Below are 20,303 nucleotides of genomic sequence, written 5' to 3'. Positions count from 1 at the left end.
GCCATCAGAGATGTGTATAAGAGACAGGCTCCGTCTACCAGGGGTTCCGGCAGATGAGCGACGCCATGCTGGAGTCGGACGGCGGGAACTTCCGCGAGGTCGTCCTCGTTGAGTTCCCGACCGAGGAGACGTACACGCTCGCGTTCGTCACCAGCGAGACGCCGGCGGCCATCGCGGACCACGCGGACAGCGGGGGCGAGGGGATGCGGACGCTGTTCATGCCGATGGCGCCGAACCCGGTGATGGGCGGCCACGTCGTCTTCGTCCCGGAGCGCCGGATCGTCGACGTCGAGCTGACCGTCGACGAGGGGATCCGCGCGCTGGTCACGAGCGGCGTCGCCTTGGAGGAGGTCGCCGCCGACCTCGACGACGTCGACCCGGAGGATCTCCGCGGGGCCCCGGAGCGGACCATCGACGCCCGGTTCCAGGGCGACGAGCGGTCGGAGCGCGCGGACGAGTCCCGCGAACGGACCCGCGAGGGGAGCGGCGAGCGATGAGCTACGAGCTCCGCGACCACACGGCCGACGTCGCCGTCGAGGCGACGGCCGACACCCTCTCGGCGCTGTTCGCGGCGGTCGCGGACGGGCTCGCAGCCGCGAGCGCGGAGTCGGTGCCGGAGACGAGGGGCGACCGGTTCGAGTTCGACGTCGCCGCCGAGGGCCGCGAGGCCCTGTTGTTCGACTACCTCGACCGACTGATCTACGAGCGCGACGTGCGGCTCGTCCTCCCGGCGGACCACCGCTGTTCGGTCGTCGAACCGGGCGACGACGGCGGCGGAAAGGGAGATGCGGACCCCGGCGAGTGGCGACTCACGGCCAGCGCGCGCGGCGTCCCGCTGGACGCGGTGGCCGCCCGGGAGATCAAGGCGGTCACGTACTCGGAGATGGCGCTCGAACGGAGAGGAGACGAGTGGTACGCGTACGTCGTCTTCGACGTGTGAGGCCGCGACGACCGTCCGAACGGGGGTTGTGATAAACCATTATGTTTATCGAGTGCGTTGATAGCGTATGGCACACTCAGATCGGAGCGAGGGGAGCGAACCGGCGGGCGCGGGGCGGCGCTGGCGCGCAGGGGCGGTCGGCGGGCTCGTCGCCGGCGCCGTGATGGGCGCCGTGTTACACTTCGGCCTCGGGCTCATGCCGACGATCGGCGCGCTGGTCGGGGTGGAGACGGTCCTCGCCGGGTGGCTCGTCCACCTGTTCAACAGCGCCCTGTTCGGCGGGCTGTTCGTCGCCGTCTTCGACCGACCGTTCTTCGCGGAGCTCCGGGGCGACGTCGGCGGGTGCCTCTCGCTCGGCGTCGCCCACTCCGCGCTGCTGGGCGTGATCACCGGCGGCCTGCTGTTGCCGGCCGCGATCGCGATCGAGGGCGCCACCTCGCTGCCCGTGCCGACGCTCCCGGTGCCGGGGCTGACGGCCAGCTTCGAGTTCGGCGCGGTCATCGCGGTCGCACACCTGCTGTACGGGCTCGTCCTCGGCCGGGTCTTCGCCGCGTTCACCCTCGCCGATGGCGCGGTCGACTGGCTCCCGATGGACCCGGTCGATCGGTGAGGACGCGGTCGGGCGGCCGGAGCGCGCCGCCTGCGGGAACCGCTCGCGTCCGCGCCCGCTGACGCAACGCCCTTCCCCTCCCGCGTCGAACGGCGGGTATGACCACGCGCGAGTTCGACGGGATCCGACTGGAGAAGGTGCGAGAGCACGTCTGGGAGATCCCCCGCGAGGGCGAGATGAACGTCCCCGCGCGGGTCCTCGCCAGCGAGTCCCTGCTCGAGGAGATCGGCGACGACGACTCGCTCCAGCAGCTGAAAAACGCCACCCACCTCCCCGGCATCGTCGAGCCCGCCCTCTGTATGCCCGACGGCCACCAGGGGTACGGCTTCCCGGTCGGCGGCGTCGGCGCGATCGACGCCCGAACCGGCTGTATTTCGCCCGGAGCGGTCGGATACGACGTGAATTGCGGCGTTAGGATGGTGAAAACTAATCTCACCTACGACGACGTGCGCGGCCGGGAGGAGGAGCTCGTCAACGCCCTCTTCGAGGCGATCCCGTCGGGACTCGGCGGCGGCGGCGTGATCGACGGCGACGCCGACGCGATCGAGGGGGCGCTCGAACGCGGCGTCGAGTGGGCGGTCGAGGAGGGGTACGGGATCGAGAGCGACCTCGCGCGCTGCGAGGACGAGGGCCGGCGCCCCGACGCCCGCCCGGAGTACGTCTCCCAGAAGGCGATGGACCGCGGCCGCAACCAGATGGGGTCGCTCGGGTCGGGGAACCACTTCCTCGAAGTCCAGCGCGTCACGGACGTGTTCCGCGCGGACGTCGCCGAGTCGTACGGCCTCGAAGAAGACGGGATCGTCGTCCTGATCCACTGCGGGAGCCGCGGGCTCGGCCACCAGACCTGCAACGACTACCTCCGACAGATCGAGAAGGAGCACGGCGACCTGCTCGACGAGCTGCCGGACAAGGAGCTGGCGGCCGCGCCCGCCGGCTCCGAGCTGGCTGAGGAGTACTACGGCGCGATGGGCGCGTGCATCAACTTCGCGTGGGTGAACCGCCAGCTCATCAGCCATCAGGCCCGGAAGACGTTCGGCGAGGTGTTCGACGCCGACCCGATCGAGGACCTCGGGATGGAGCTTTTGTACGACGTGGCGCACAACATCGCGAAAAAGGAGACCCACGAGGTGGGCGTCGACGCCGAGGGGCGCCCCGCCGTCGGCGACGAGGAGGTCGACCGCGCGGAGCGCGAACTGTACGTCCACCGCAAGGGCGCGACGCGGGCGTTCCCAGCCGGCAACGCCGACGTCCCCGAGACCTACCGCGACGTGGGCCAGCCCGTCATCATCCCCGGCAGCATGGGCGCCGGCTCGTACGTCCTCCGCGGCGGGGACCAGTCGATGTCGGTCTCGTTCGGCTCGACCGCCCACGGCGCCGGCCGGCTGATGAGCCGGACGCAGGCGAAACAGGAGTTCTGGGGCGGCGACGTTCAAGACGACCTCGAGGACGGCCAGCAGATCTACGTGAAGGCGCAGTCCGGCGCCACCATCGCGGAGGAGGCGCCCGGTGTCTACAAGGACATCGACGAGGTGATCCGCGTCAGCGACGAGCTGGGAATCGGCGACAAGGTCGCCCGCACGTTCCCCGTCTGTAACATCAAGGGGTGAGGACGGTCCTCGCTCCGCATCAAGCCCGCCCTGACCGAACCCGTCCCCGTCGGGCCCGTCTCCGCCGAGCGCTTATATCGGATGCCGCGGCCACGTCGCACCGAGATGGCCGACCACTCGCGGAACGGTAGCTCGTCCGAAACGGTCTCCAGACGATCGGTCCTCGGCGGTGCCGCCGCCGTCACGATCGGGAGCGTCACCGGCATCGGCGCCCTCGCCGCGTCGAGCCGACCGGCGGCCGCCGTCGACGGCGACCCCGCGGCCTTCGAGGCGGGCGACGCGCCGACGGTCACGAGCAACGACGGTCGGATCGAGTCGGTGTTCCTCTCGCCCGCCGTCGAAGTGTCGTGGACCGACTTCTCCGAGGGCGTCGAGCGCGTGACGCTCACCCTCGCCGTCGGGAGCGACGCCGGCGTCGACGAGGTGTATCGGGAGACCCTGACGGCCGCCGACCCGGACGCGACGCCGGGGGACGTCTCGTCGGTCGGGAGGCCGGAGAGCGGCGAGTCCGACGCCGCCTCGGACGCGCCGCCGGACTTCGACGCTGTCGACGGCGCACTCACCGCGCGGTTCGAGCGCGCGGACGCGACCGATCGCGGCGACGCCGTGACGAGCGAGACGCTCTCCGCGGCGGGGCTCGGCGGCGGCGAAACGGCGACGACGACGCTCGACGTGGTGTTCCGCGCGGACGTCGCCGGCGGCGGCGACGAGGCGACCGTCGTCCGGACGACGACCGTCGACCTGACGGTCGAGAACCCCGACGGGGACGCGACCGCCGGCGGCAGCGTGGGAGTCGACGCCGCGTGACGGGACCCGCCGCGTGACGCGACCCGCCGCGGCGACGCCGCCAGTGCGCTCCCCACGCCGTCAGCGTTCCCGCTTCGCTGCCCGACCGAGGTGTTCTTCGACCGCGTCCACCTTCTCCGCGGCGGTCCCGTCGCTCGCCCGCTTGTCGTCGATCTTGAGGACGGTCGAGACGCGGTCGCCGTCGACGGCGTCGTGGGCCGCCGCCGCGGCCGCGAACAGCGTCTGCGCGTCGTCGGCCTCGATGACGGTCCCCATCGGGTTCGTCTCGTAGCTCACGTCGAACTCGTCGAGCGCGGCGACGGCCTTCGCCACCTCCTCGGCCATGCTCCCCTCGATCACCGGCGCGACGCTCAACATCGCGATGGCTGTCATGCTCGCGAGTGCGCCGCGAGGCCACTTAAGCGGTCGCGCGGGCGGCGGCCCCGCGACCGGGGGCCGCGAGGCGTCACTCCAGCGCGTCGCGCAGGAACGAGAGCTGGTGGCCGACCGCGCCCTCGAAGTCCTCGCCGAGCACCGAGAAGTGGTCCGCGGGCATGGTGACGACGGTCCCCCGCGAGAGCCGCTCGCCGGCGGCCGCGACCGAGTCGGCGTCGACGATCTCGTCGTCGGTGCCGGCCAAGAGCAGCGTCGGCGCGTCGATCTCGTCGAGCCGCGTCACCGGCCGGTAGCCGACGAGGCCGAGCAGCGACCGCGCGGGCGTCTCGTTTCGCCACGCCGACTCGCGGTCGACGAGGTCGATGTACTTCCGCTTCGTCCCCGGCTCGGTGATCGCCGCGCACTCCTCCGCCCCGCCCGCGATGGGGACGGTACGGCCGCGACCGATCCGGTGGCCGGCGAGATCGCGGAGCCCGGCCGCGCCGGAGCGGAGGAGGTACCGCCCGCCGCGCCGGAGGGCGATCGCGCGCCCGTCGAGCATCGGGACGAGCCCCACGACGGCGTCGACGTCGCGGCGCTCGGCGGCGAGCGTCAGGACGTGTCCGGCGGACAGCGACGCGCCCCACAACACGAGGTCGTCGCCGACGTCGTCGACGCGGGCCGCGCGGTCGATCGCGCCCTCGTACGCGGCGCGCTGGCGGGCGAGGTCGACCGCCTGCGAGTCGCCGTCGGAATCGCCGAACTCCGGGTGGTCGAAGAGGAGCGCGGCGTAGCCCGCGTCGGCGAGCCGCTCCGCGACGGCGGGGTAGCCGAAGGTCCGCTCCGCGCCGAGCCCGGGCGCCATCACGACGACCGGGGGGTCGTCCGCGTCGCCGCCGGGCAGGTACAGCGTCCCGCGACAGGTCGCGCCGTCGACGTCGAACGCGACCGCGCGGGTGGCGAACCGCTCGCGTGCCGGGCGGGCGAGGCGACGCTGCGCGCGGTTGACCGGATCGCGTCGGGTCACCGGTCGGCCTCCGCGTCGGGTTCGGATCTGTCGTCGTCCCCGTCTCCGGCCCCGGTCTCGTGGCTGACGGTGTCCAGCACGCGGGCCGAGAACTCCGTCTCGGAGATCTCGTAGCTCGCGAGCGCCTCGAACCACTCGGCCTCGGCGCGCCACGTGCCGAGGACGTCGCCGGGGGACCGCACCACCGTTCCCTCGACGCGGACGGGGTCCCACTCGTCGGCCTCGGCCTGCTCGATGAGCGCGTTGAGCGCGCGTCCGATCTCGCCGCGGTGGATCTCGCGGCCGGGGAACGCGGTCATGTACGTCAGCTCCAGCGGGTCGCCTCCGTCGATCGACTCGACGCTGACGCCGTAGCTCCTGAGTTCCGGCTCCAGATCGGCCGTCCGCTCGTCGCCGGTCATACCCGATCCGTCGGCGGGGCGGGATAAATCGGTACCGGCACGAGACGGCGGCGCGGCTGGTGGAAGAGAACGCAGTCGAAAGCCGCGGACGGGGGGCGACCGCCGAGTGGCGGCCGCGGTTAGGTTGTCAGAGGCACACGATTGTCCCGCGCGGCCGAGTGGCAATAATCCGTGGAGTGATATAAACGCTCGGGCCCGGGTATCTTTTATGCGGCTCCCGTTCCTGTGTCGAGTCACATGCTCACCGCGGCCGCGACGGCGCTGACGCGAACCAACGACACCGCGGGCGTCGTCCTCGTCGGCGGGTCCGTGACCCTGTTGGGGTGGGTCCTCACGGCGCTGTGGCTCGGCGGCGTCCTCTTCGTCAGCCCGGCTATCGCCGTCGCGGCCCCGGTCGCGTTCGGGCCGTCGCTCATCGCGCGCGGCTACTTCGTCCGCGTGACGCGGAGCGCGATCCAGTCCGGCGACGCGGCCGGCGCGCCGTCGCTCGTCGCCTGGGGGGAGTTGGTCAGGGACGGCCTCAAGTCGGCGCTGCTGTCGGCGGCGCTGCTCGCGCCGCTCGCGGGCGGCCTCGCGGTCGCCGGCGGCGCCGTCGCCGCGCTCGTCGCCGGCCCCGTCGATCCGGGGTCGACCGCGGCCGCCGTCGAGTCGGCGCTCGGTCCGAACGGCCCGGTCGCCGTCGCGGTCGTCGCCGTCGGTCTCGTCGCAGCGCTCGTCGGCGCGTACCTCCTCGCCTTTGCGTACGTCCGCCCCGCCGCGCTCGCCGCGTTCGCCGCGTCCGGGCGGCTCAGGGACGGGCTGAACCCGCGGACGGTGGCCGGCGTCGCCGCGACGGGCCAGTACGCCACCGGGTGGACGCTCGCGGTCGGGGCGCTCGCGGTCGGCTACGCCGTCGCGGCGCCGACGGTGCCCCTGGTCGTCGGCGTCGCGCTCGCCTTCCTCGCCCGCGTCGTCGCGCACGGGCTCTACGGACGGGGCGCGGCGGGCGCGCTGCGGGAGGGGTCGGCCCGGGACGGCGCGGCGCGGCCGGCGGTCCGAACGGCCCGCGACGCCGCGCGCTCCGGGAGCCGAACGGCTCGCCGCGCGGACGCGACTCCCCGCGAGGGCTCGAATCGCGGCGCGGGCGTGGGCCGTGCCGCCGACGGTGACCGGGAGGTCGGTCGCGCGCACAACGACCCACCGGTCCCCGTCGTGTCGGGCGACGGCGGGCAGCCGATGCGGAGCGAGCCGCCGGTCCCGGTTCAGGTCGGCCGCGGCGTCCCCGTCGACGAGGCTGGCACCGCCGGCGGAGACGACGCGGGCGACGGGGACGACGCGGACCACGCGGGCGACGCCAGCGGTGACGGTTCGGCCGACGGCTTCGAGTGGGGGCCGTCGCTCGCCGAGGCGGAAGGCAAGCGTTGATACGGCCGCGAGCGAACGCCCGGGCATGCGCATCTCCGAGCGGGGGTACGGCGAGGAGGGCCGGGAACGGCTCACGCTGGTCCCCGAGAACGTGGACGACCTCTGGCACCTCGCGCACGTCCTCGAACCCGGTGACCTCGTCGAAGGCGACACGACCCGGCGGATCCAGCGGAACGACGACCAGATGCGGGACACCGGCGGGCAGCGCGAGCACATCTTCGTCACCCTTCAGGTCGAGGACGTGGAGTTCGCGCGGTTCGCCAACCGGCTCCGCGTCTCCGGCGTCATCGTCGGCTGCTCGCGGGAGGACCAGCTCAACGCCCACCACACGCTCAACGTCGAAGAGCACGACGAGATAACCGTCGAGAAGCACTTCAAGCCGGACCAGACCGAGCGGCTGGAGGAGGCGACGGAGGCCGCGGAGAATCCCGACGTTGCCATCGCGACCGTCGAGGAGGGCGCCGCGTACGTCCACACGGTCCAGCAGTACGGCACCGAGGAGTACGCCTCGTTCACGAAGCCGACCGGGAAAGGCGAGTTCTCGCGGCCGCGCGAGGAGCTGTTCGCCGAGCTCGGCGAGGCGCTCGCGCACCTCGACGCCGACGCCGTCATCCTGGCGGGCCCGGGGTTCACGAAGAACGACGCGCGCGACTACGTCGACGAGGAGTACCGCGACCTCTCCGACCGGATCACCACCGTCGACACCTCCGCGGCGGGCGACCGCGGCGTCCACGAGGTGCTCAAGCGCGGCGCGGTCGACGAGGTACAGAAGGAGACGCGCATCTCGAAGGAGGCGAACCTCATCGACGAGCTGACCGAGAACATCGCCACGGGCGAGAAGGCGACGTACGGCCCGGACGACACCGCCGAGGCCGCCGAGTTCGGCGCGGTCGAGACGCTGCTCGTCGTCGACGAGCGCCTCCGCACGGAGCGGCAGGGCGACGGCGACTGGGACATCGACGTGAACGCGGTGATCGAGTCGGTGGAACAGCAGGGCGGCGACGTGGTCGTCTTCTCCTCGGAGTTCGCCCCCGGCGAACAACTCGCCAACCTCGGCGGCATCGCCGCGATCTTACGTTACCGGCTCCAGTGAGCGGTTGACAGTCGAAATGCGGTGGCGCGTGCCTGCGAGCGGCCGCCCTCGGCGGGCGCGAGGAGCACGCGCGAGGGAGTCGCTGGCGCCCGGAGCGAAGCGGAGGGTGCCAGCGACGAGGCTGGGGAGGTGTGAGGTGCGGTTGCTGTGCGGGGCGGGGTGGGATTCGAAGGGGCAGCCGCGAGGCGTCCTGCGGTGACGCAAGCACCGCAGCGAGTGAACGGAGTGAACGAGCGAGGAGCGCAGCGAGCGTCGGGACGCCTCGCGGCTGGGGCTTCGGCTGTGTTCGTGTCGATCGCCGGTTTATAACTGCCACCTTCGTACGGCCGGGCAGCCGGGGCTTCGGCGGCGTTCGTGTCGATCGTCGATTTATAACTGCCACCATCGTACGGCCGAGCGGCTGGGGCTTCGGCGGCGTTCGTGTCGATCGCTGGTTTATAAGAGCCACCTTCGTACGGCCGAGCGGCCGGAGCTTCGGCAGGCTCGGTCGTGAAGTCGTTCGCAGCGACAACGGTCAGGAATCGCGTTCGCGGAGCAGCCGTGTCCTTATCCGAGCGCGCCGTCAACGTCGGATCGATGGCGGACCGATCCGGGGACGACGCCGAGACGGCGACTGTCGAGGACCCGTCTCCGCCCCGCGAGACCGACGCCGAAGCCCTCCCCGACGACCTCGACGCCGGCGTCGACGAGGACGTGAAGCGCCGCCTCCGCGAGGCGTACCTCAACGACGAGGAGAACGCGCTGATCGTCACGCGCGTGCGCTCCGTCGGCGACCGCGTCGCCGTCGAGATGCGCCCGCCCCACGGCGACGCCACCCACACCGAGCGGTTCGACGCGCCCCGGGACGGGTCGCTTCGGGAGTCCGAGGAGTTCCTCGAATTCCTGGAGGCCGCGGGCGTCTCGCCGCTCGACGTCGACGAACTCGTCGGGACCCGGGTGCCGGCGACGTACGACCCGGAGGCGGGCTGGCGGGTCGACGCGGCGTACCGGGCTGAATCGGCGTCGATCGGCGAGAATCGATTCGCGGCGGCCCGCGAGTGGCTGTGGACCTACAAGGCCTGGCTGTTGGCCGCGCTGCTCGTCGGCGGGGAGCTGGCGTTCGTCGCGGTGATCATCCTGTTGTACGCCTGACTCCGGGGTCGCGACGCGTCGGCTCAGAGTACCCGGAGTCGATACCCCTCGGCTGCGGTCTCGTCGGTGACGCGGCCCGTTTCGAGCGCCGTGTCCAACACCTCGGCGACGAACTCCTTCGGCACCTCGACGCCGATGAAGTCGGTCCCCTCGCGCGCGGTCGTGAGCCGCGCCATCGTTCGCTTCGTGCCGTCGTCGTTGTAGACGCTCCCGACGCGCTCGCCGTCGCGGCGGAACCGCAGCGTCACGTCGGTCGGTTCGAGCGCGTCGAAGCGCACCTCGAACACCCGGTCGTCGCCCTCCAGCCGCGCGAGCATCGCGCCGTCGTGTTCGATCACGGTCGTCTCCATACCCCCGTTACGGGCTCGACGCACATAACGGCGACACGCGGTTGACGGGTGCGCTCGGAGGTGACGGGGCCGCGTCACCCCGAGCTCTCGGCGTCGAGGTAGCCGATCACCGCCTGCGGCGCCACGACGCCGACCAGTATCAGCACGCCGATCAGGACGGTGTCGCTCAGGGCCGTCGCGACGCGACCGCCGTACGCCAGCGCCAAGCCGGCCGCCATGAACAGGAGGATGACCGCGTTCTCTCGGGAGACCATAGGCAGACGTGGCGACGCCGATTACAAGAGTCTTGTCGGGGTCACTTCGGTCGCGTTAAGTTAGAGGATGAGGCGGACGAGTTCTGAGTGTCTATGGCAGAATTCGACCGCCTCAGCGAACGTATCGCGTGGATCGANGGTCGCGTTAAGTTAGAGGATGAGGCGGACGAGTTCTGAGTGTCTATGGCAGAATTCGACCGCCTCAGCGAACGTATCGCGTGGATCGACTTGTCGTTTGTGGAGCGAGATCGAACTCCACGCTGGGCAATTGAAGTAGGAATCCGCTGTCACTTGGCCGGTATGTCACTACGTGAGGTAAGTAAACATCTTGAACTATTTGGGATCAAGCGGAGTCATGTTGCGATCCATAATTGGGTTCATAAAGCCGATTTACAGCCGGTCTCGACCGTCTCAGAGGATCAACTCGCAGTTGACGAAAAGATGATCCGCCTCCACGGCCAGCAGTTCTGGCTGTACGGCGCGGTTGATCCGCAGACGAACGAGATCCTCCACGTGAGCCTCTGTCCGACCACAAATAAACAGACGACGCGATGGTTTCTCACCGATCTCCACCGGCGCTATCAGCTTGATAACGTCGAATTCCTCGTCGATGACGCAGACTATCTCGGATCAGTACTCGCTGAAGACGGCTATCGATTTCAAGTCATTCAACATGGAAATCGGAATGCTATCGAACGTGTCTTTTGGGAGATAGAACGACGAACATCATCGTTTGCGAATAGTTTCAGCAATGTCGCGTTAGAGACAGCTCAAAACTGGCTCGAAGCCTTCGCCGTCTACCACAATTCACGTCAAACTTAACGCGAGGNTAGTTTCAGCAATGTCGCGTTAGAGACAGCTCAAAACTGGCTCGAAGCCTTCGCCGTCTACCACAATTCACGTCAAACTTAACGCGAGGGTCACTTCCCCCAGAAGGGGTCGCGTTTCCGGCGCGTCTCCAAGTAGCCTTGGAGCGCCTCGCGCTCGTCGGCGGTGATCTCCTCTTTTAATTCCTGTTCGAGGATCTTGGCGTGCTTCTCGGGCACCTCGGTCCAGAGCGTGTCGCCCTCCTCGATGTCGCGGCCGACCGTCGGCCCGTCGATGGCGATGCTGACGCGCTCGCCGGAGCGCGCCTCGTCGACGTCGTCGCCCTGCTTTTGAATGCCGGAGAGGCCGCCGACGCGCTCGAACTCGTTGCCCTCGAAGAAGCCGACGTTGCGGTTGTTCTGGAGCGTGCCGGCGATGATCTCGACGCCGACGACGGCGGGGTCGTTCTGCCGGAACGTGTGGTCGGGGAGGATGCGGAAGCGGGCGGGGCGCACGACCTTGTCCAGCACCGTCTCCTGTTGCGCGCGCTGCTTCTCCTCGACGTAGCGCTCGTAGTCCTCGACCAGCTGGTAGATGACCTCGTTCTTGAACAGCTTCACGTCCGCGTTCTCCAGGTCCGACTCCGCGTTCTGGAGGAGGTCGACGTTGAACCCGAGGATCGCCTTGTGCTCGTCCTGATTGGCGGTCTCCGCGACCGCGATGTCGCGCGGCGCGATGTCGCCGACCTCGGCGCGCAGGATGGGGACCTCGGCCTCGCGGAGGGCGTTGGCCATCGCCTCAAGCGAGCCGAGGGTGTCGGCCTTGACGACGACGCCGTTGTCGGCCGTCTCGACCTCGATCTCGGCGAGCTCGGCCTTCACTTCCTCGACCACTTGGTCGACGGTGCGGTCGCGGACGACCCGGACCGGCGCGCCCGCCATCGCCTGGTCGAGGTCGGGCGCGGCGATCTTCACGCCGGCCGCGGCCCCGATCTCGCCGACCTTCTCGAACTCCTTCTCGGTCCGGATCTCCGCGAGCGGCCGCGGGCGGAGCAGCGCGCGGATCTCGGTGACGATCGGCTCGTCTTGGCCCCCGACGACGACGGTGTCGCCGTTGCGGATCACGCCGTCGTAGACGACGGTGTCGACGGTGGCGCCGAACCCGCGCTCGTCTTTCACTTCGAGGACCGTCCCCTCGCCCGGCCCCGTGACGTCGATCGCCATCTCCTCTTTCATGAACCGCTGGGAGAGGCCCATCAGAACCGTCAGGAGGTCCGGGACGCCCTCGCCGGTGAGCGCCGACAGCGGGACGACGCCGATGTTCTTCTGGAAGTCCTGAACGCGCCAGTAGAGGTCGGCGGAGAAGCCGGCGTCGGACAGCTGCCCGATGATCTCGTAGAGGTTCTCGTCGAGCATCGACTTGGCGCGCTCGGACTGCGCCTCCATGCTCCGCTGGATCGGCTCGCCGTCCTGCGGGTTCCACCCGGGCGTCGTGTCCACCTTGTTGGCCGCGACGACGAAGGGGGTCCCCGTCCGGCGGAGGATGTCTATCGCCTCCTCCGTCTGCGGCTGGAACCCGTCGTTCACGTCGACGACGAGCACCGCGATGTCGGCGAGCGCGCCGCCGCGGGCGCGCAGCGTCGAGAAGGAGTGGTGACCCGGCGTGTCGATGAAGAGGAGTCCGGGAAGGTCGAAGTCGGACGGGTCGATGAGCTCGCCCGCCATCCCGGAGATAGTGTCGAGCGGGATGTCCGTCGCTCCGATGTGTTGGGTGATCGCGCCGGCCTCGCCCTCGCTGACGGCGGAGCCGCGGATCGTGTCGAGCAGGCTCGTCTTGCCGTGGTCGACGTGGCCCAGCACGGCGACGATGGGGGTTCGCAGGGTGTCCGCGTGTGTGTGGTCGGTCATATGTGATCGCCCCGAGAAGGTTATACCGCCTCTTCCGCCGGCCGTCAGTTAAGCCTTTCAAAACGCCGCGACGAGCCGAACCGAACCGGACCGACCGATTCGGCGTCCGTCGCCCGTCCGGTGACGAACGCGCGGCCGCGTCCGTCGCCCGTCCGACGCCCCGTGGCGTTTAATACCGTCGCCCGGGACCGTGGGGGTATGGTCGACATCCTCGCGGAGAACCTCTCCGGGAAGGCGGTGATGAGCTCCGACGGTACCGAACTCGGAGACCTGTACAACATCACGATGAACCTCGATTCCGGGGAGCTGAACCACCTCCTCGTCAGCCCGCACGAGCAGCTCAGGCCCGAGCGCGTCGACTTCGACGTCGACGAGATGGGCCGGCTCCGCGTCCCGGTCGCGAACGTCCAGGCGGTGAAAGACTACATCGTCGTCGCCCGCTGATGCAAGTTCTCGACTCGTCCGCGTTCATCCACGAGTACACGACCGACGACGACGTGGTCTCCATCCCCGCGGTCCACGACGAGCTCACCGGCGAGGTGGCGCTCCGGTTCGACGCGATGGAGGGCTCCGGGATGACCGTCCACGTGCCGGCGCCGGAGGCGGTCGACCGGGTCCGCCGGGCCGCGAAGGGGTCGGGCGACGCCGCGGAGCTGTCGGACACCGACATCCGGCTGATCGCGACCGCGCTGGAGCTTCACGCGACGCTCGTCACCGACGACTACGCGATGCAGAACGTCGCCGAGCGGCTCGACCTCCCGGTCGAGGCGATCGCCCGCGACGGCATCTCCGAGGAGCGCGAGTGGCGCTTCCAGTGCGTCGGCTGCAACCGCACCTTCGACGAGAACAAGGAGCGATGTCCGATCTGCGGCAGCGACCTGACGCGGAAGAACCCGGCCTGACCGCTCCCGCACCGCTTTCTGTGGAACACGAACCCACGTGAGAGGGGTTCGCACGCGACCGACCGATTGAACAGGCGCCCCGCCGACCACCCGCCATGAACGCCTTCGAGGAGCTGTCGCCGGACGCGCTCCGCGCCGGGCGGCCGGACGCGCTCGACGACGCGGTCGCGGCGGCGCTGGCCGCCCACCCGCTCGACGGAGTCGAGACCGAGTACCCGCACTACCAGGGGGTGGTGGAGGGACCGGAGGCGCCGCCGCGCCCCGCGGAGGAGCATCCCGTCTTCTACGGCTGCTTCGACTGGCACTCGGCGGTGCACAGCCACTGGGCGCTCGTCCGCGCGCTGCGACTCGTCTCCGACCACCCGGACGAGGCCGAGATCGCGGCGGGCATCGACGGGCGGCTGACCCCCGAGAACGCCGCTCGCGAGGTCGAGTACCTCGACGAGAACCCCGGCTTCGAGGAGCCGTACGGCTGGTCGTGGCTGCTGCGCCTCGCCGCCGAGCTCGCCCTGTGGGACGACCCGCGCGCCGACGCGTGGCGCGAGACGCTCCGTCCGCTCGAAGAGCGAGTCCGGCGCGGGACCCGCGAGTCGTTCCTCGGGACCGACCGCCCGCACCGCGTCGGCACCCACGGCAACACGGCGTTCGCGCTCGCCGGCGTCCTCGACTACGCGCGGGTCGTCGGCGACGCCGATCTGGAATCGGAGACGGAAGCGACCGCTCGCCGCCTCTACGCGGACGACACCGCCGCGGTCGTCGGCGCGGAGCCGGTCGGGTGGGACTTCCTCTCGCCCGCGCTCGTCGAGGCGGACCTCATGCGGCGCGTCCTCGACCCCGACCCGTTCGCGGCGTGGCTCGACGACTTCCTCCCGGACCTCACCGAACCCCCGCACGACGCGCTGCTCGCGCCGGTCGACGTCGAACCGGAGGAGGGCGACGGCGCCGCGATGCACCTGATCGGCCTCAACGTCTCCCGCGCGTGGTGTCTCGCCGGGGTGGCCGACGCGCTGGGCGGTCGAGACGGCCCGGCGGCGACCCGGCTCCGGGAGCCATTGGAGACCGCGGCGCGCCGCCACGCCGAGGCGGGGGCCGCGGACGTGCTCACCGACGACTACGCGGGCTCGCACTGGCTCTCGTCGTTCGCGCTGTACCTGCTGACGCGGAACGAGCGGGGGATCGCGCCGGGCGCGGCTTAGTCGGCTCTCGGCGGGTCCTGCGCGTCGCCGTCGATCCGACCCGCCGACTCGCCGTCGGCCGACCCCACCGCGTCGCCCTCCGCGATGCCGAGGGCGTCGTCAGAGAGGTCGCTCCGATCGAGCCGCGGGACGCGCTCGCGGAGCCGCGCGGCCGCGGCGCGCGCCTCCGCGAACTCCACCTCGGCGAGCGCGCGCACCAGGGCGACGGCCCGCTCCGCCCGGGCGCGCTGCCACGACTCCTCTCGCGACTCGTAGGTGCGGATGGCGCGCAGGAAGTCGGCCTCGGAGAACTCCGGCCAGTACGGCGCACAGAAGTAGACCGCGGCCTCGTTGCCGTTCGCGTGCCACGGGAGGAAGTTCGATGTCCGCTCGTCGCCGCCGGTGCGGACGATCAGGTCCACGTCGCGGATCGGGCGGTCGTACAGCCGGGACTCAACGGTCTCGACGTCGACGTCCGCGGGCGCCATCTCGCCGGCGTCGACGTCGCGGGCGATGGCGCGCGCGGCGTCGAGCAGCTCGGTCCGGCCGCCGTACGCCAGCGCGACGTTGAGCGTGAACCGGTCGTTGTCGGCGGTGCGCCGCTCCGCGTAGTCGACCGCGTCGCGGACGCGCGGCGGGAGCCGGGGCACGTCGCCGATGGCCCGGACGCGGACGCCCTGCTCGTGGACGCGGTCGGCGTCGGCGAACTCGCGCAGCTTGTGCTCAAGCAGGTCGAAGAGGGGGCCGAGCTCCTCGTCGGGGCGCTCGAAGTTCTCGGTGGAGAAGGCGTAGAGGGTCAGCTCCGAGACGCCGAGCTCGGCGCACCAGTCGAGGACGCGCTCGGTGGTGTCCGCGCCCGCGCGGTGGCCCTCGGGCGCGTCGTCGCCCTGCTCGCGGGCGTACCGCCGGTTGCCGTCCTGGATGACGGCGACGTGATCGGGGACGTCGTCGATCTCGCGGCGGAGGTGTCGCCGGTACGCACGTCCGACGAGGCCGCGGAGTCGGTTCAGCATCTTCCCTGACTCAGACGGCCGAGCGGTATGTACTTTTATTCTCCGGCCGGTCCTCAGGCCCACAGATGGAGGCCGCGTACGTCTTTCGCGTCACGGTCCGGCTCGATCCCCGGGCCGCCGCCGTCGACCCCGACCGGTTCGAGACGACGATGGAGCTTCCGGCAGTGGAGCCCGAGACCGACGGCTGGCTGTTCTTCCGCGACCGCCTGTGGCGCGGCGGGATCGGCGACGAACCCTCGTTCCGACGGCTGGCGGCGGAGCGGCTCGGGATCGCCGACGCCCCGGGCGCCGAAGTCGCCGCCGCCGACTTCCGGGAGCTCCGCACCGACGAGGCGTACCTGGACGCGCTAAAGGACGCTATCGCCGCGGATCTCGACCGGTTCAACGCCGACTCGGTCGACGAGGTCCTCCGCAAGTACCTCGGCTCGTCGGTCCACGTCCGGGACTGAGCGGGAGGCGAGGGGTCAGAGCCCCGGCCGCTCCGAACCCGCAACGCACTTGCCCGCCGCCGGCGTACGGAGCGATCCATGACCGTCGCCGACTACGATTTCCACCTGTTCGACCTCGACGGGACGCTCGTCGACGCCGAGTGGGAGTACACCCGTGCGGTGTTCGACCGCGTCGGCGACCGGCTGGACCGCGAGTTCTCGGACCGGGAGGCGCGCGTCCTCTGGCACGGGCTCGGCGGCTCTCGCGCCGAGACGCTCCGCGGGATGGGGGTCGACCCCGACGCGTTCTGGCCCGCGTTCCACGCCGTGGAGGACCCCGCGGCCCGCGCGGAGGCGACGTACCTCCACGACGACGCCGCGCGCCTGCTCGACCGCGTGAGCGAGGTCGGCGGGCCGACCGGCCTCGTCACCCACTGTCAGGAGTTCCTCGCGGAGCCGGTCCTCGACCGCGTCGACCTCGACCACCGATTTGACGCGGTCGTCTGCTGCACCGACGAGACGGGGTGGAAGCCGGAGCCGGACCCGATCGAGGCCGCGATGGAGTCGCTCGGCGTCGAGGCGGGCCGGCACCGCGGCTACTACGTCGGCGACGGCGAGAGCGACGTGGCCGCCGCCTGGAACGCCGGCCTCGACGCGGTCCACGTCGAGCGCGTCGGCCACGACGAGCGCGGGCGGTGCGTCCTCGGCGACCGGCGCGTGAGCCGCCTCGACGAGCTGGTCGGCGGCGACGGGAGCGACGCCGACCGCCGCGGCGGCGTGCGCGTCGACTCCGACGGCGCGGTCGGCGCCGGCGGGCCGGCCGACGCGTCGTGAGCGATTTATCAGCCCGCGGGGCGAGGCGCCGACCATGACCAAGTGGTTCCACAGCGGTCGGCGCCGCGACCTCTGCGCGCTCCTGTACGACCACGGCGAGCTGCGCGCGCAGTCGGCGAAGAGCCGGCTCGAATCCCATTACGACGAGCGGATCGATCCCGGCTCCTTCTACGGCACCCTCTCCGCGCTCGTCGAGGCCGGCTACCTCGACCGGCGGACCGAGGGCATCGCCGACGTGTACGCGCTCACCGAGGCGGGCGAGGCCGCGCTGCTCGACCACTACGCCTGGCTCGGCGAGCGAATCGAGGGCGGCGACGGCGACGACGACGGTGCGTAGCGAGGCGGCGGGCGCGGGGCGGGGCGTCACGGCCCGGACCTCAAGGATTAACAACTCCGCCGGCGTGGATTAACATATGACCGTCGTCAGCGTGTCCATGCCGGAGGAGCTGCTCGATCGGATCGACCAGTTCGCGGACGAACACGGGTACACGGGCCGCAGCGAAGTCGTCCGCGAGGCCTCCCGGAACCTCCTCGGCGAGTTCGAGGACGCGAAGCTGGAGGACCGCGCGCTGATGGCCGTGGTGACGGTCCTGTTCAACTACGAGACGACGAACGTCGAGGAGCGGATGATGCGGCTGCGACACGAGCAGGAGGGGATCGTCGCCTCGAACTTCCACAGCCACGTGGGCTCGCAGTACTGTATGGAGCTGTTCGTCTTGGAGGGCGGCCTCGAGGAGATATCGGCGTTCGTGGGGAAGGTCCGGGCGACGAAGGACACGCTCACGGTCGATTACAGCGTCACGCCCGTCGACGAGTTCGGCGCCGGCGCGCTCGGTGAGGCCCGCGCACACGCCGGGCACGGGAGCGGCGAGGCCGAGGGCGACGCGCACGAGGAGGACGAGACGGAAGCGGGCGCGACCGCCGAAGACGACTGAGGGCGGACCGAGCCGGACCGACCCGCAGTTGTCCCTCCTTCAGGCGGTCTCGGGGCGGACGGAGTCGAGCGCGGCGTCGAAGTCCTCGTCGGTGACCCCCACCTCGTCGGCGTGGTCGTTGGCGGCCTCGCCGTGTTCGTCGGCCACGCGCTCGATGGCGCGCATCGCGGCCGCCCGCGTCAGCGAGGCGATCTCCGCGCCGGAGTACCCCTCCGTCTCGTCGGCGACCCGCTCTAAGTCGACGTCGTCGGTCAGCGGCTTCCCGCGGGTGTGGACCTCCAGGATCTTGCGGCGCGCCTCGCGGTCCGGCTCCGGCACCTCGACGTGAGTCTCCAGGCGACCGGGACGGAGCAGCGCGGGGTCGAGCGCGTCCCGCCGGTTGGTCGCCGCGAGGACGACGAGGTTCGGGTTGTCGCTGGCGCGGTCGAGCTCGGTCAGGAGCTGGGAGACGACGCGCTCGCTCACGCCGGAGCCGTCGCCCCCGGCGGCGTCGCGGTCGGTCGCGACCGCGTCGATCTCGTCGAAGAAGATGATGGCGGGCGCCGCCTGCCGCGCGCGGTCGAACAGCTCGCGGACCGCCTTCTCCGACTCGCCGACGTACCGGTCGAGGAGTTCGGGGCCGGCGACCTGAATGTAGTTGACGCCGCTCTCGCCGGCGATGGCGCGGGCGAGCAGCGTCTTCCCGGTCCCCGGCGGCCCGTACAGCAGGACGCCGGTCGGGGGGTCGGCGCCCGCGGCGTCGAAGAGGGGCCCGTACGACAGCGGCCACGTCACGGCGCGTTCCAGTTCCTCTTTCGCGTCGTCGAGCCCGCCGACGTCGGCGAAGTCGGTGGTCGGCTGCTCGGCGACGTACTCGCGCATCGCGCTCGGCTCGACGCTCGCGTGGGCGGCCTCGAAGTCCGCCTTCCCGACGGTCACGTCGTTGAGCGCCCTCGCGTCGTCCTGGCGCGCGCGCCGCAGGGCCGTCATCGCCGCCTCCTGTGCGAGCCCCTCGATGTCGGCGCCGACGAAGCCGTGCGTCCGGCTCGCGATCCGGTCTAAGTCGACGTCGTCGGCCAGCGGCATCCGCCGCGTGTGGACGTCGAGGATCTGGCGGCGGCCCGCCTCGCCGGGGACGCCGATCTCGATCTCGCGGTCGAACCGCCCGCCCCGCCGGAGCGCCGGGTCGATGGTGTCGACGCGGTTCGTCGCGCCGATGACGATCACGTCGCCGCGGGCGTCGAGGCCGTCCATCAGCGAGAGCAGCTGGCCGACGACGCGGTTCTCCACGTCGCCGCCGTCGTCGCGCTTGCCCGCGATCGAGTCGATCTCGTCGAAGAAGACGATCGCCGGGGCGTCGTCGCTCGCGCGCTCGAACACCTCGCGCAGGCGCTCCTCGGACTCGCCCTTGTACTTCGACATGATCTCCGGGCCGTCGACGGTGATGAACGTCGCGTCGACCTCGTTGGCGACGGCCCGAGCGATGAGCGTCTTCCCGGTCCCCGGCGGGCCGTGAAGGAGGACGCCCTTCGGCGGGTCGATGCCGAGCCGGGTGAACACTTCCGGCTCCGAGAGCGGGAGCTCTATGGTCTCGCGGACCAGTTCCAGCTCCTCGTCGAGCCCGCCGATGTCCTCGTAGGTCGCGCCCGCGGTGTGCTCGGCGGGCGGCGACTCGCCGGACTTCGGGCGGGCGTCGTCTCCGGGCAGGTCGGTCCCCGAGTCGGCGGCAGGTGCGGACCGGTCGGCGTCGGCTCCGTCGTTTCTCGCATCCGCCCGTGCGTCGCCGCGATCGCTCGCGGCCCCCACGTCACCCTCGTACTCGACCGACACGTCGGTCGACGACGTGACCCGAACGGTCCCCGCGGGCGCCGTCCGGGCGACGACGAAGCGGAGCCCGCCGAGCCGCTCGACGTGGACGGCCTCGCCCTCGGTGACGGGACGGTCGCGGAGCTCGCGGGAGAGGGCGCGCTCGACGACCTCGCGGCTCACGTCCACCTCGGCGAGGCGGCCGGGCGCCGTCAGCGTCACGCGGTCGGCGTCCGAGACGTCGACGGGCGCGATCGTCACGGTGTCGCCGACCTTCACGCCGGCGTTCGCGCGGGTGTCGGCGTCGATGAGGACGGAGCCGTCGGGGGCGTCGGGGCCGCCCGGCCACACCTTCGCGACCGCGGTGCGCTCGCCGCGCACCTCGACCGTGTCGCCGCTGAGGAGGGCGAGCCGCTTGCGGGCCGACTCGGGGAGCCTGGCGATGCCCCGGCCCGCGTCCCGCTTCTCGGCGGCACGCACCGTGAGCCGGAGCCCTGCGGTGTCGTTCATAGGCCACGTTCTCGCCCGCGGCTCTTTAT

23 protein-coding genes and 1 pseudogene are annotated in these 20,303 nt (G+C 71.2%); 16 read left to right on the top strand and 8 right to left on the bottom strand.

Annotated elements, in window-relative coordinates; genetic code table 11:
* Positions 1-26: 26 nt before the first annotated feature.
* The 5 genes and pseudogenes from C470_RS12730 to C470_RS12710 all read left to right on the top strand — a co-directional run.
* Positions 27-497, top strand: a pseudogene (locus tag C470_RS12730) (DUF502 domain-containing protein); the annotation flags it as partial.
* On the top strand, positions 494-940 hold the full coding sequence (locus tag C470_RS12725) for an archease (RefSeq protein ID WP_008367725.1): 447 nt from the start codon (positions 494-496) through the stop codon (positions 938-940). The pseudogene C470_RS12730 and the gene C470_RS12725, both read left to right, overlap by 4 nt.
* A 67-nt stretch (positions 941-1,007) precedes the next feature.
* Positions 1,008-1,550, top strand: a complete 543-nt coding sequence (locus C470_RS12720) for a hypothetical protein (protein ID WP_008367716.1) — start codon at positions 1,008-1,010, stop codon at positions 1,548-1,550.
* Positions 1,551-1,648: 98 nt separating this feature from the next.
* Positions 1,649-3,157, top strand: a complete 1,509-nt coding sequence (locus C470_RS12715; RefSeq protein ID WP_008367715.1) for an RtcB family protein — start codon at positions 1,649-1,651, stop codon at positions 3,155-3,157.
* Between the two features lie 105 nt (positions 3,158-3,262).
* Positions 3,263-3,964 (top strand): hypothetical protein, encoded by a 702-nt coding sequence (locus C470_RS12710; RefSeq protein WP_004595389.1) that lies wholly within the window; start codon positions 3,263-3,265, stop codon positions 3,962-3,964.
* A 60-nt stretch (positions 3,965-4,024) separates the two neighbouring features.
* Here C470_RS12710 and C470_RS12705 read toward each other — a convergent pair whose 3' ends face one another.
* From C470_RS12705 to C470_RS12695, 3 genes are all read right to left on the bottom strand, one after another.
* Entirely contained in the window at positions 4,025-4,336 is a 312-nt protein-coding gene (locus C470_RS12705; protein WP_007996758.1) for an MTH1187 family thiamine-binding protein, read from the bottom strand.
* A 73-nt stretch (positions 4,337-4,409) separates the two neighbouring features.
* On the bottom strand, positions 4,410-5,345 hold the full coding sequence (locus C470_RS12700) for an alpha/beta hydrolase (RefSeq protein ID WP_008367714.1): 936 nt from the start codon (positions 5,343-5,345) through the stop codon (positions 4,410-4,412).
* Positions 5,342-5,746 carry a hypothetical protein gene (locus C470_RS12695; protein ID WP_004595392.1) on the bottom strand — a complete coding sequence of 135 codons (405 nt, stop codon included), beginning with the start codon at positions 5,744-5,746 and terminating at the stop codon, positions 5,342-5,344. The genes C470_RS12700 and C470_RS12695 overlap by 4 nt, the downstream gene beginning before the upstream one ends.
* 237 nt (positions 5,747-5,983) lie before the next feature.
* Here C470_RS12695 and C470_RS12690 point away from each other — a divergent pair, with 237 nt between their 5' ends.
* The 3 genes from C470_RS12690 (at position 5,984) to C470_RS12680 (ending at position 9,374) form a co-directional block, all read left to right on the top strand.
* Positions 5,984-7,150: a DUF4013 domain-containing protein gene (locus C470_RS12690; protein ID WP_008367713.1), complete on the top strand. Its 1,167-nt coding sequence runs from the start codon at positions 5,984-5,986 to the stop codon at positions 7,148-7,150.
* 25 nt (positions 7,151-7,175) lie between these two features.
* Entirely contained in the window at positions 7,176-8,243 is a 1,068-nt protein-coding gene (locus tag C470_RS12685) for an mRNA surveillance protein pelota (protein ID WP_004595394.1), read from the top strand.
* Positions 8,244-8,819: 576 nt separating this feature from the next.
* Positions 8,820-9,374, top strand: coding sequence for a hypothetical protein (locus C470_RS12680; protein ID WP_049908738.1), 555 nt, complete (start codon positions 8,820-8,822; stop codon positions 9,372-9,374).
* A 23-nt stretch (positions 9,375-9,397) separates the two neighbouring features.
* Here the strand turns inward: C470_RS12680 and C470_RS12675 are convergent, their stop codons facing one another.
* Together C470_RS12675 and C470_RS12670 are read right to left on the bottom strand one after the other, a co-directional pair.
* Positions 9,398-9,724 carry a hypothetical protein gene (locus C470_RS12675; RefSeq protein WP_007345153.1) on the bottom strand — a complete coding sequence of 109 codons (327 nt, stop codon included), beginning with the start codon at positions 9,722-9,724 and terminating at the stop codon, positions 9,398-9,400.
* A 74-nt stretch (positions 9,725-9,798) separates the two neighbouring features.
* Entirely contained in the window at positions 9,799-9,978 is a 180-nt protein-coding gene (locus C470_RS12670) for a hypothetical protein (protein ID WP_049908737.1), read from the bottom strand.
* A 183-nt stretch (positions 9,979-10,161) separates the two neighbouring features.
* Between C470_RS12670 and C470_RS15400 the strand changes: the two genes are divergently transcribed.
* Positions 10,162-10,800, top strand: a complete 639-nt coding sequence (locus C470_RS15400) for an IS6 family transposase (protein WP_008367711.1) — start codon at positions 10,162-10,164, stop codon at positions 10,798-10,800.
* Between the two features lie 98 nt (positions 10,801-10,898).
* Here the strand turns inward: C470_RS15400 and infB are convergent, their stop codons facing one another.
* Positions 10,899-12,692, bottom strand: a complete 1,794-nt coding sequence (gene infB / locus C470_RS12665) for a translation initiation factor IF-2 (RefSeq protein ID WP_004596643.1) — start codon at positions 12,690-12,692, stop codon at positions 10,899-10,901.
* Positions 12,693-12,890: 198 nt separating this feature from the next.
* Here infB and C470_RS12660 point away from each other — a divergent pair, with 198 nt between their 5' ends.
* The 3 genes from C470_RS12660 to C470_RS12650 all read left to right on the top strand — a co-directional run bounded on the left by C470_RS12660 (position 12,891) and on the right by C470_RS12650 (position 14,790).
* The gene (locus tag C470_RS12660; protein ID WP_004596644.1) at positions 12,891-13,136 is read left to right on the top strand and encodes a PRC-barrel domain-containing protein; all 246 of its coding nucleotides are present in this window, start codon (positions 12,891-12,893) and stop codon (positions 13,134-13,136) included.
* Complete coding sequence (locus tag C470_RS12655; RefSeq protein WP_007345155.1) at positions 13,136-13,594, top strand: NOB1 family endonuclease; 459 nt, start codon at positions 13,136-13,138, stop codon at positions 13,592-13,594. Before C470_RS12660 ends, C470_RS12655 begins: the two co-directional genes overlap by 1 nt.
* Before the next feature lie 95 nt (positions 13,595-13,689).
* Complete coding sequence (locus tag C470_RS12650) at positions 13,690-14,790, top strand: DUF2891 domain-containing protein (protein WP_008367710.1); 1,101 nt, start codon at positions 13,690-13,692, stop codon at positions 14,788-14,790.
* Here the strand turns inward: C470_RS12650 and uppS are convergent.
* Entirely contained in the window at positions 14,787-15,782 is a 996-nt protein-coding gene (gene uppS / locus C470_RS12645; RefSeq protein ID WP_007345157.1) for a polyprenyl diphosphate synthase, read from the bottom strand. The genes C470_RS12650 and uppS overlap by 4 nt on opposite strands.
* Positions 15,783-15,847: 65 nt before the next feature.
* Between uppS and lwrS the strand changes: the two genes are divergently transcribed.
* The 4 genes from lwrS (at position 15,848) to C470_RS12625 (ending at position 17,979) form a co-directional block, all read left to right on the top strand.
* Positions 15,848-16,231 (top strand): LWR-salt protein, encoded by a 384-nt coding sequence (gene lwrS, locus C470_RS12640; protein WP_004596655.1) that lies wholly within the window; start codon positions 15,848-15,850, stop codon positions 16,229-16,231.
* A 78-nt stretch (positions 16,232-16,309) separates the two neighbouring features.
* Positions 16,310-17,044: an HAD family hydrolase gene (locus C470_RS12635; RefSeq protein WP_004596657.1), complete on the top strand. Its 735-nt coding sequence runs from the start codon at positions 16,310-16,312 to the stop codon at positions 17,042-17,044.
* 34 nt (positions 17,045-17,078) lie between these two features.
* Positions 17,079-17,381 carry a PadR family transcriptional regulator gene (locus tag C470_RS12630; RefSeq protein WP_007345159.1) on the top strand — a complete coding sequence of 101 codons (303 nt, stop codon included), beginning with the start codon at positions 17,079-17,081 and terminating at the stop codon, positions 17,379-17,381.
* A 76-nt stretch (positions 17,382-17,457) separates the two neighbouring features.
* On the top strand, positions 17,458-17,979 hold the full coding sequence (locus tag C470_RS12625; protein ID WP_007345160.1) for a CopG family ribbon-helix-helix protein: 522 nt from the start codon (positions 17,458-17,460) through the stop codon (positions 17,977-17,979).
* Between the two features lie 39 nt (positions 17,980-18,018).
* Here the strand turns inward: C470_RS12625 and C470_RS12620 are convergent, their stop codons facing one another.
* Positions 18,019-20,274, bottom strand: a complete 2,256-nt coding sequence (locus tag C470_RS12620) for an AAA family ATPase (protein ID WP_008367707.1) — start codon at positions 20,272-20,274, stop codon at positions 18,019-18,021.
* Between the last annotated feature and the right edge of the window lie 29 nt (positions 20,275-20,303).

Source organism: Halorubrum distributum JCM 13561 (assembly GCF_000337395.1).
In the GTDB taxonomy this organism is placed as follows: Archaea; Halobacteriota; Halobacteria; order Halobacteriales; family Haloferacaceae; genus Halorubrum; species Halorubrum distributum.
This window is presented reverse-complemented; position numbering and strand designations above follow the sequence as displayed.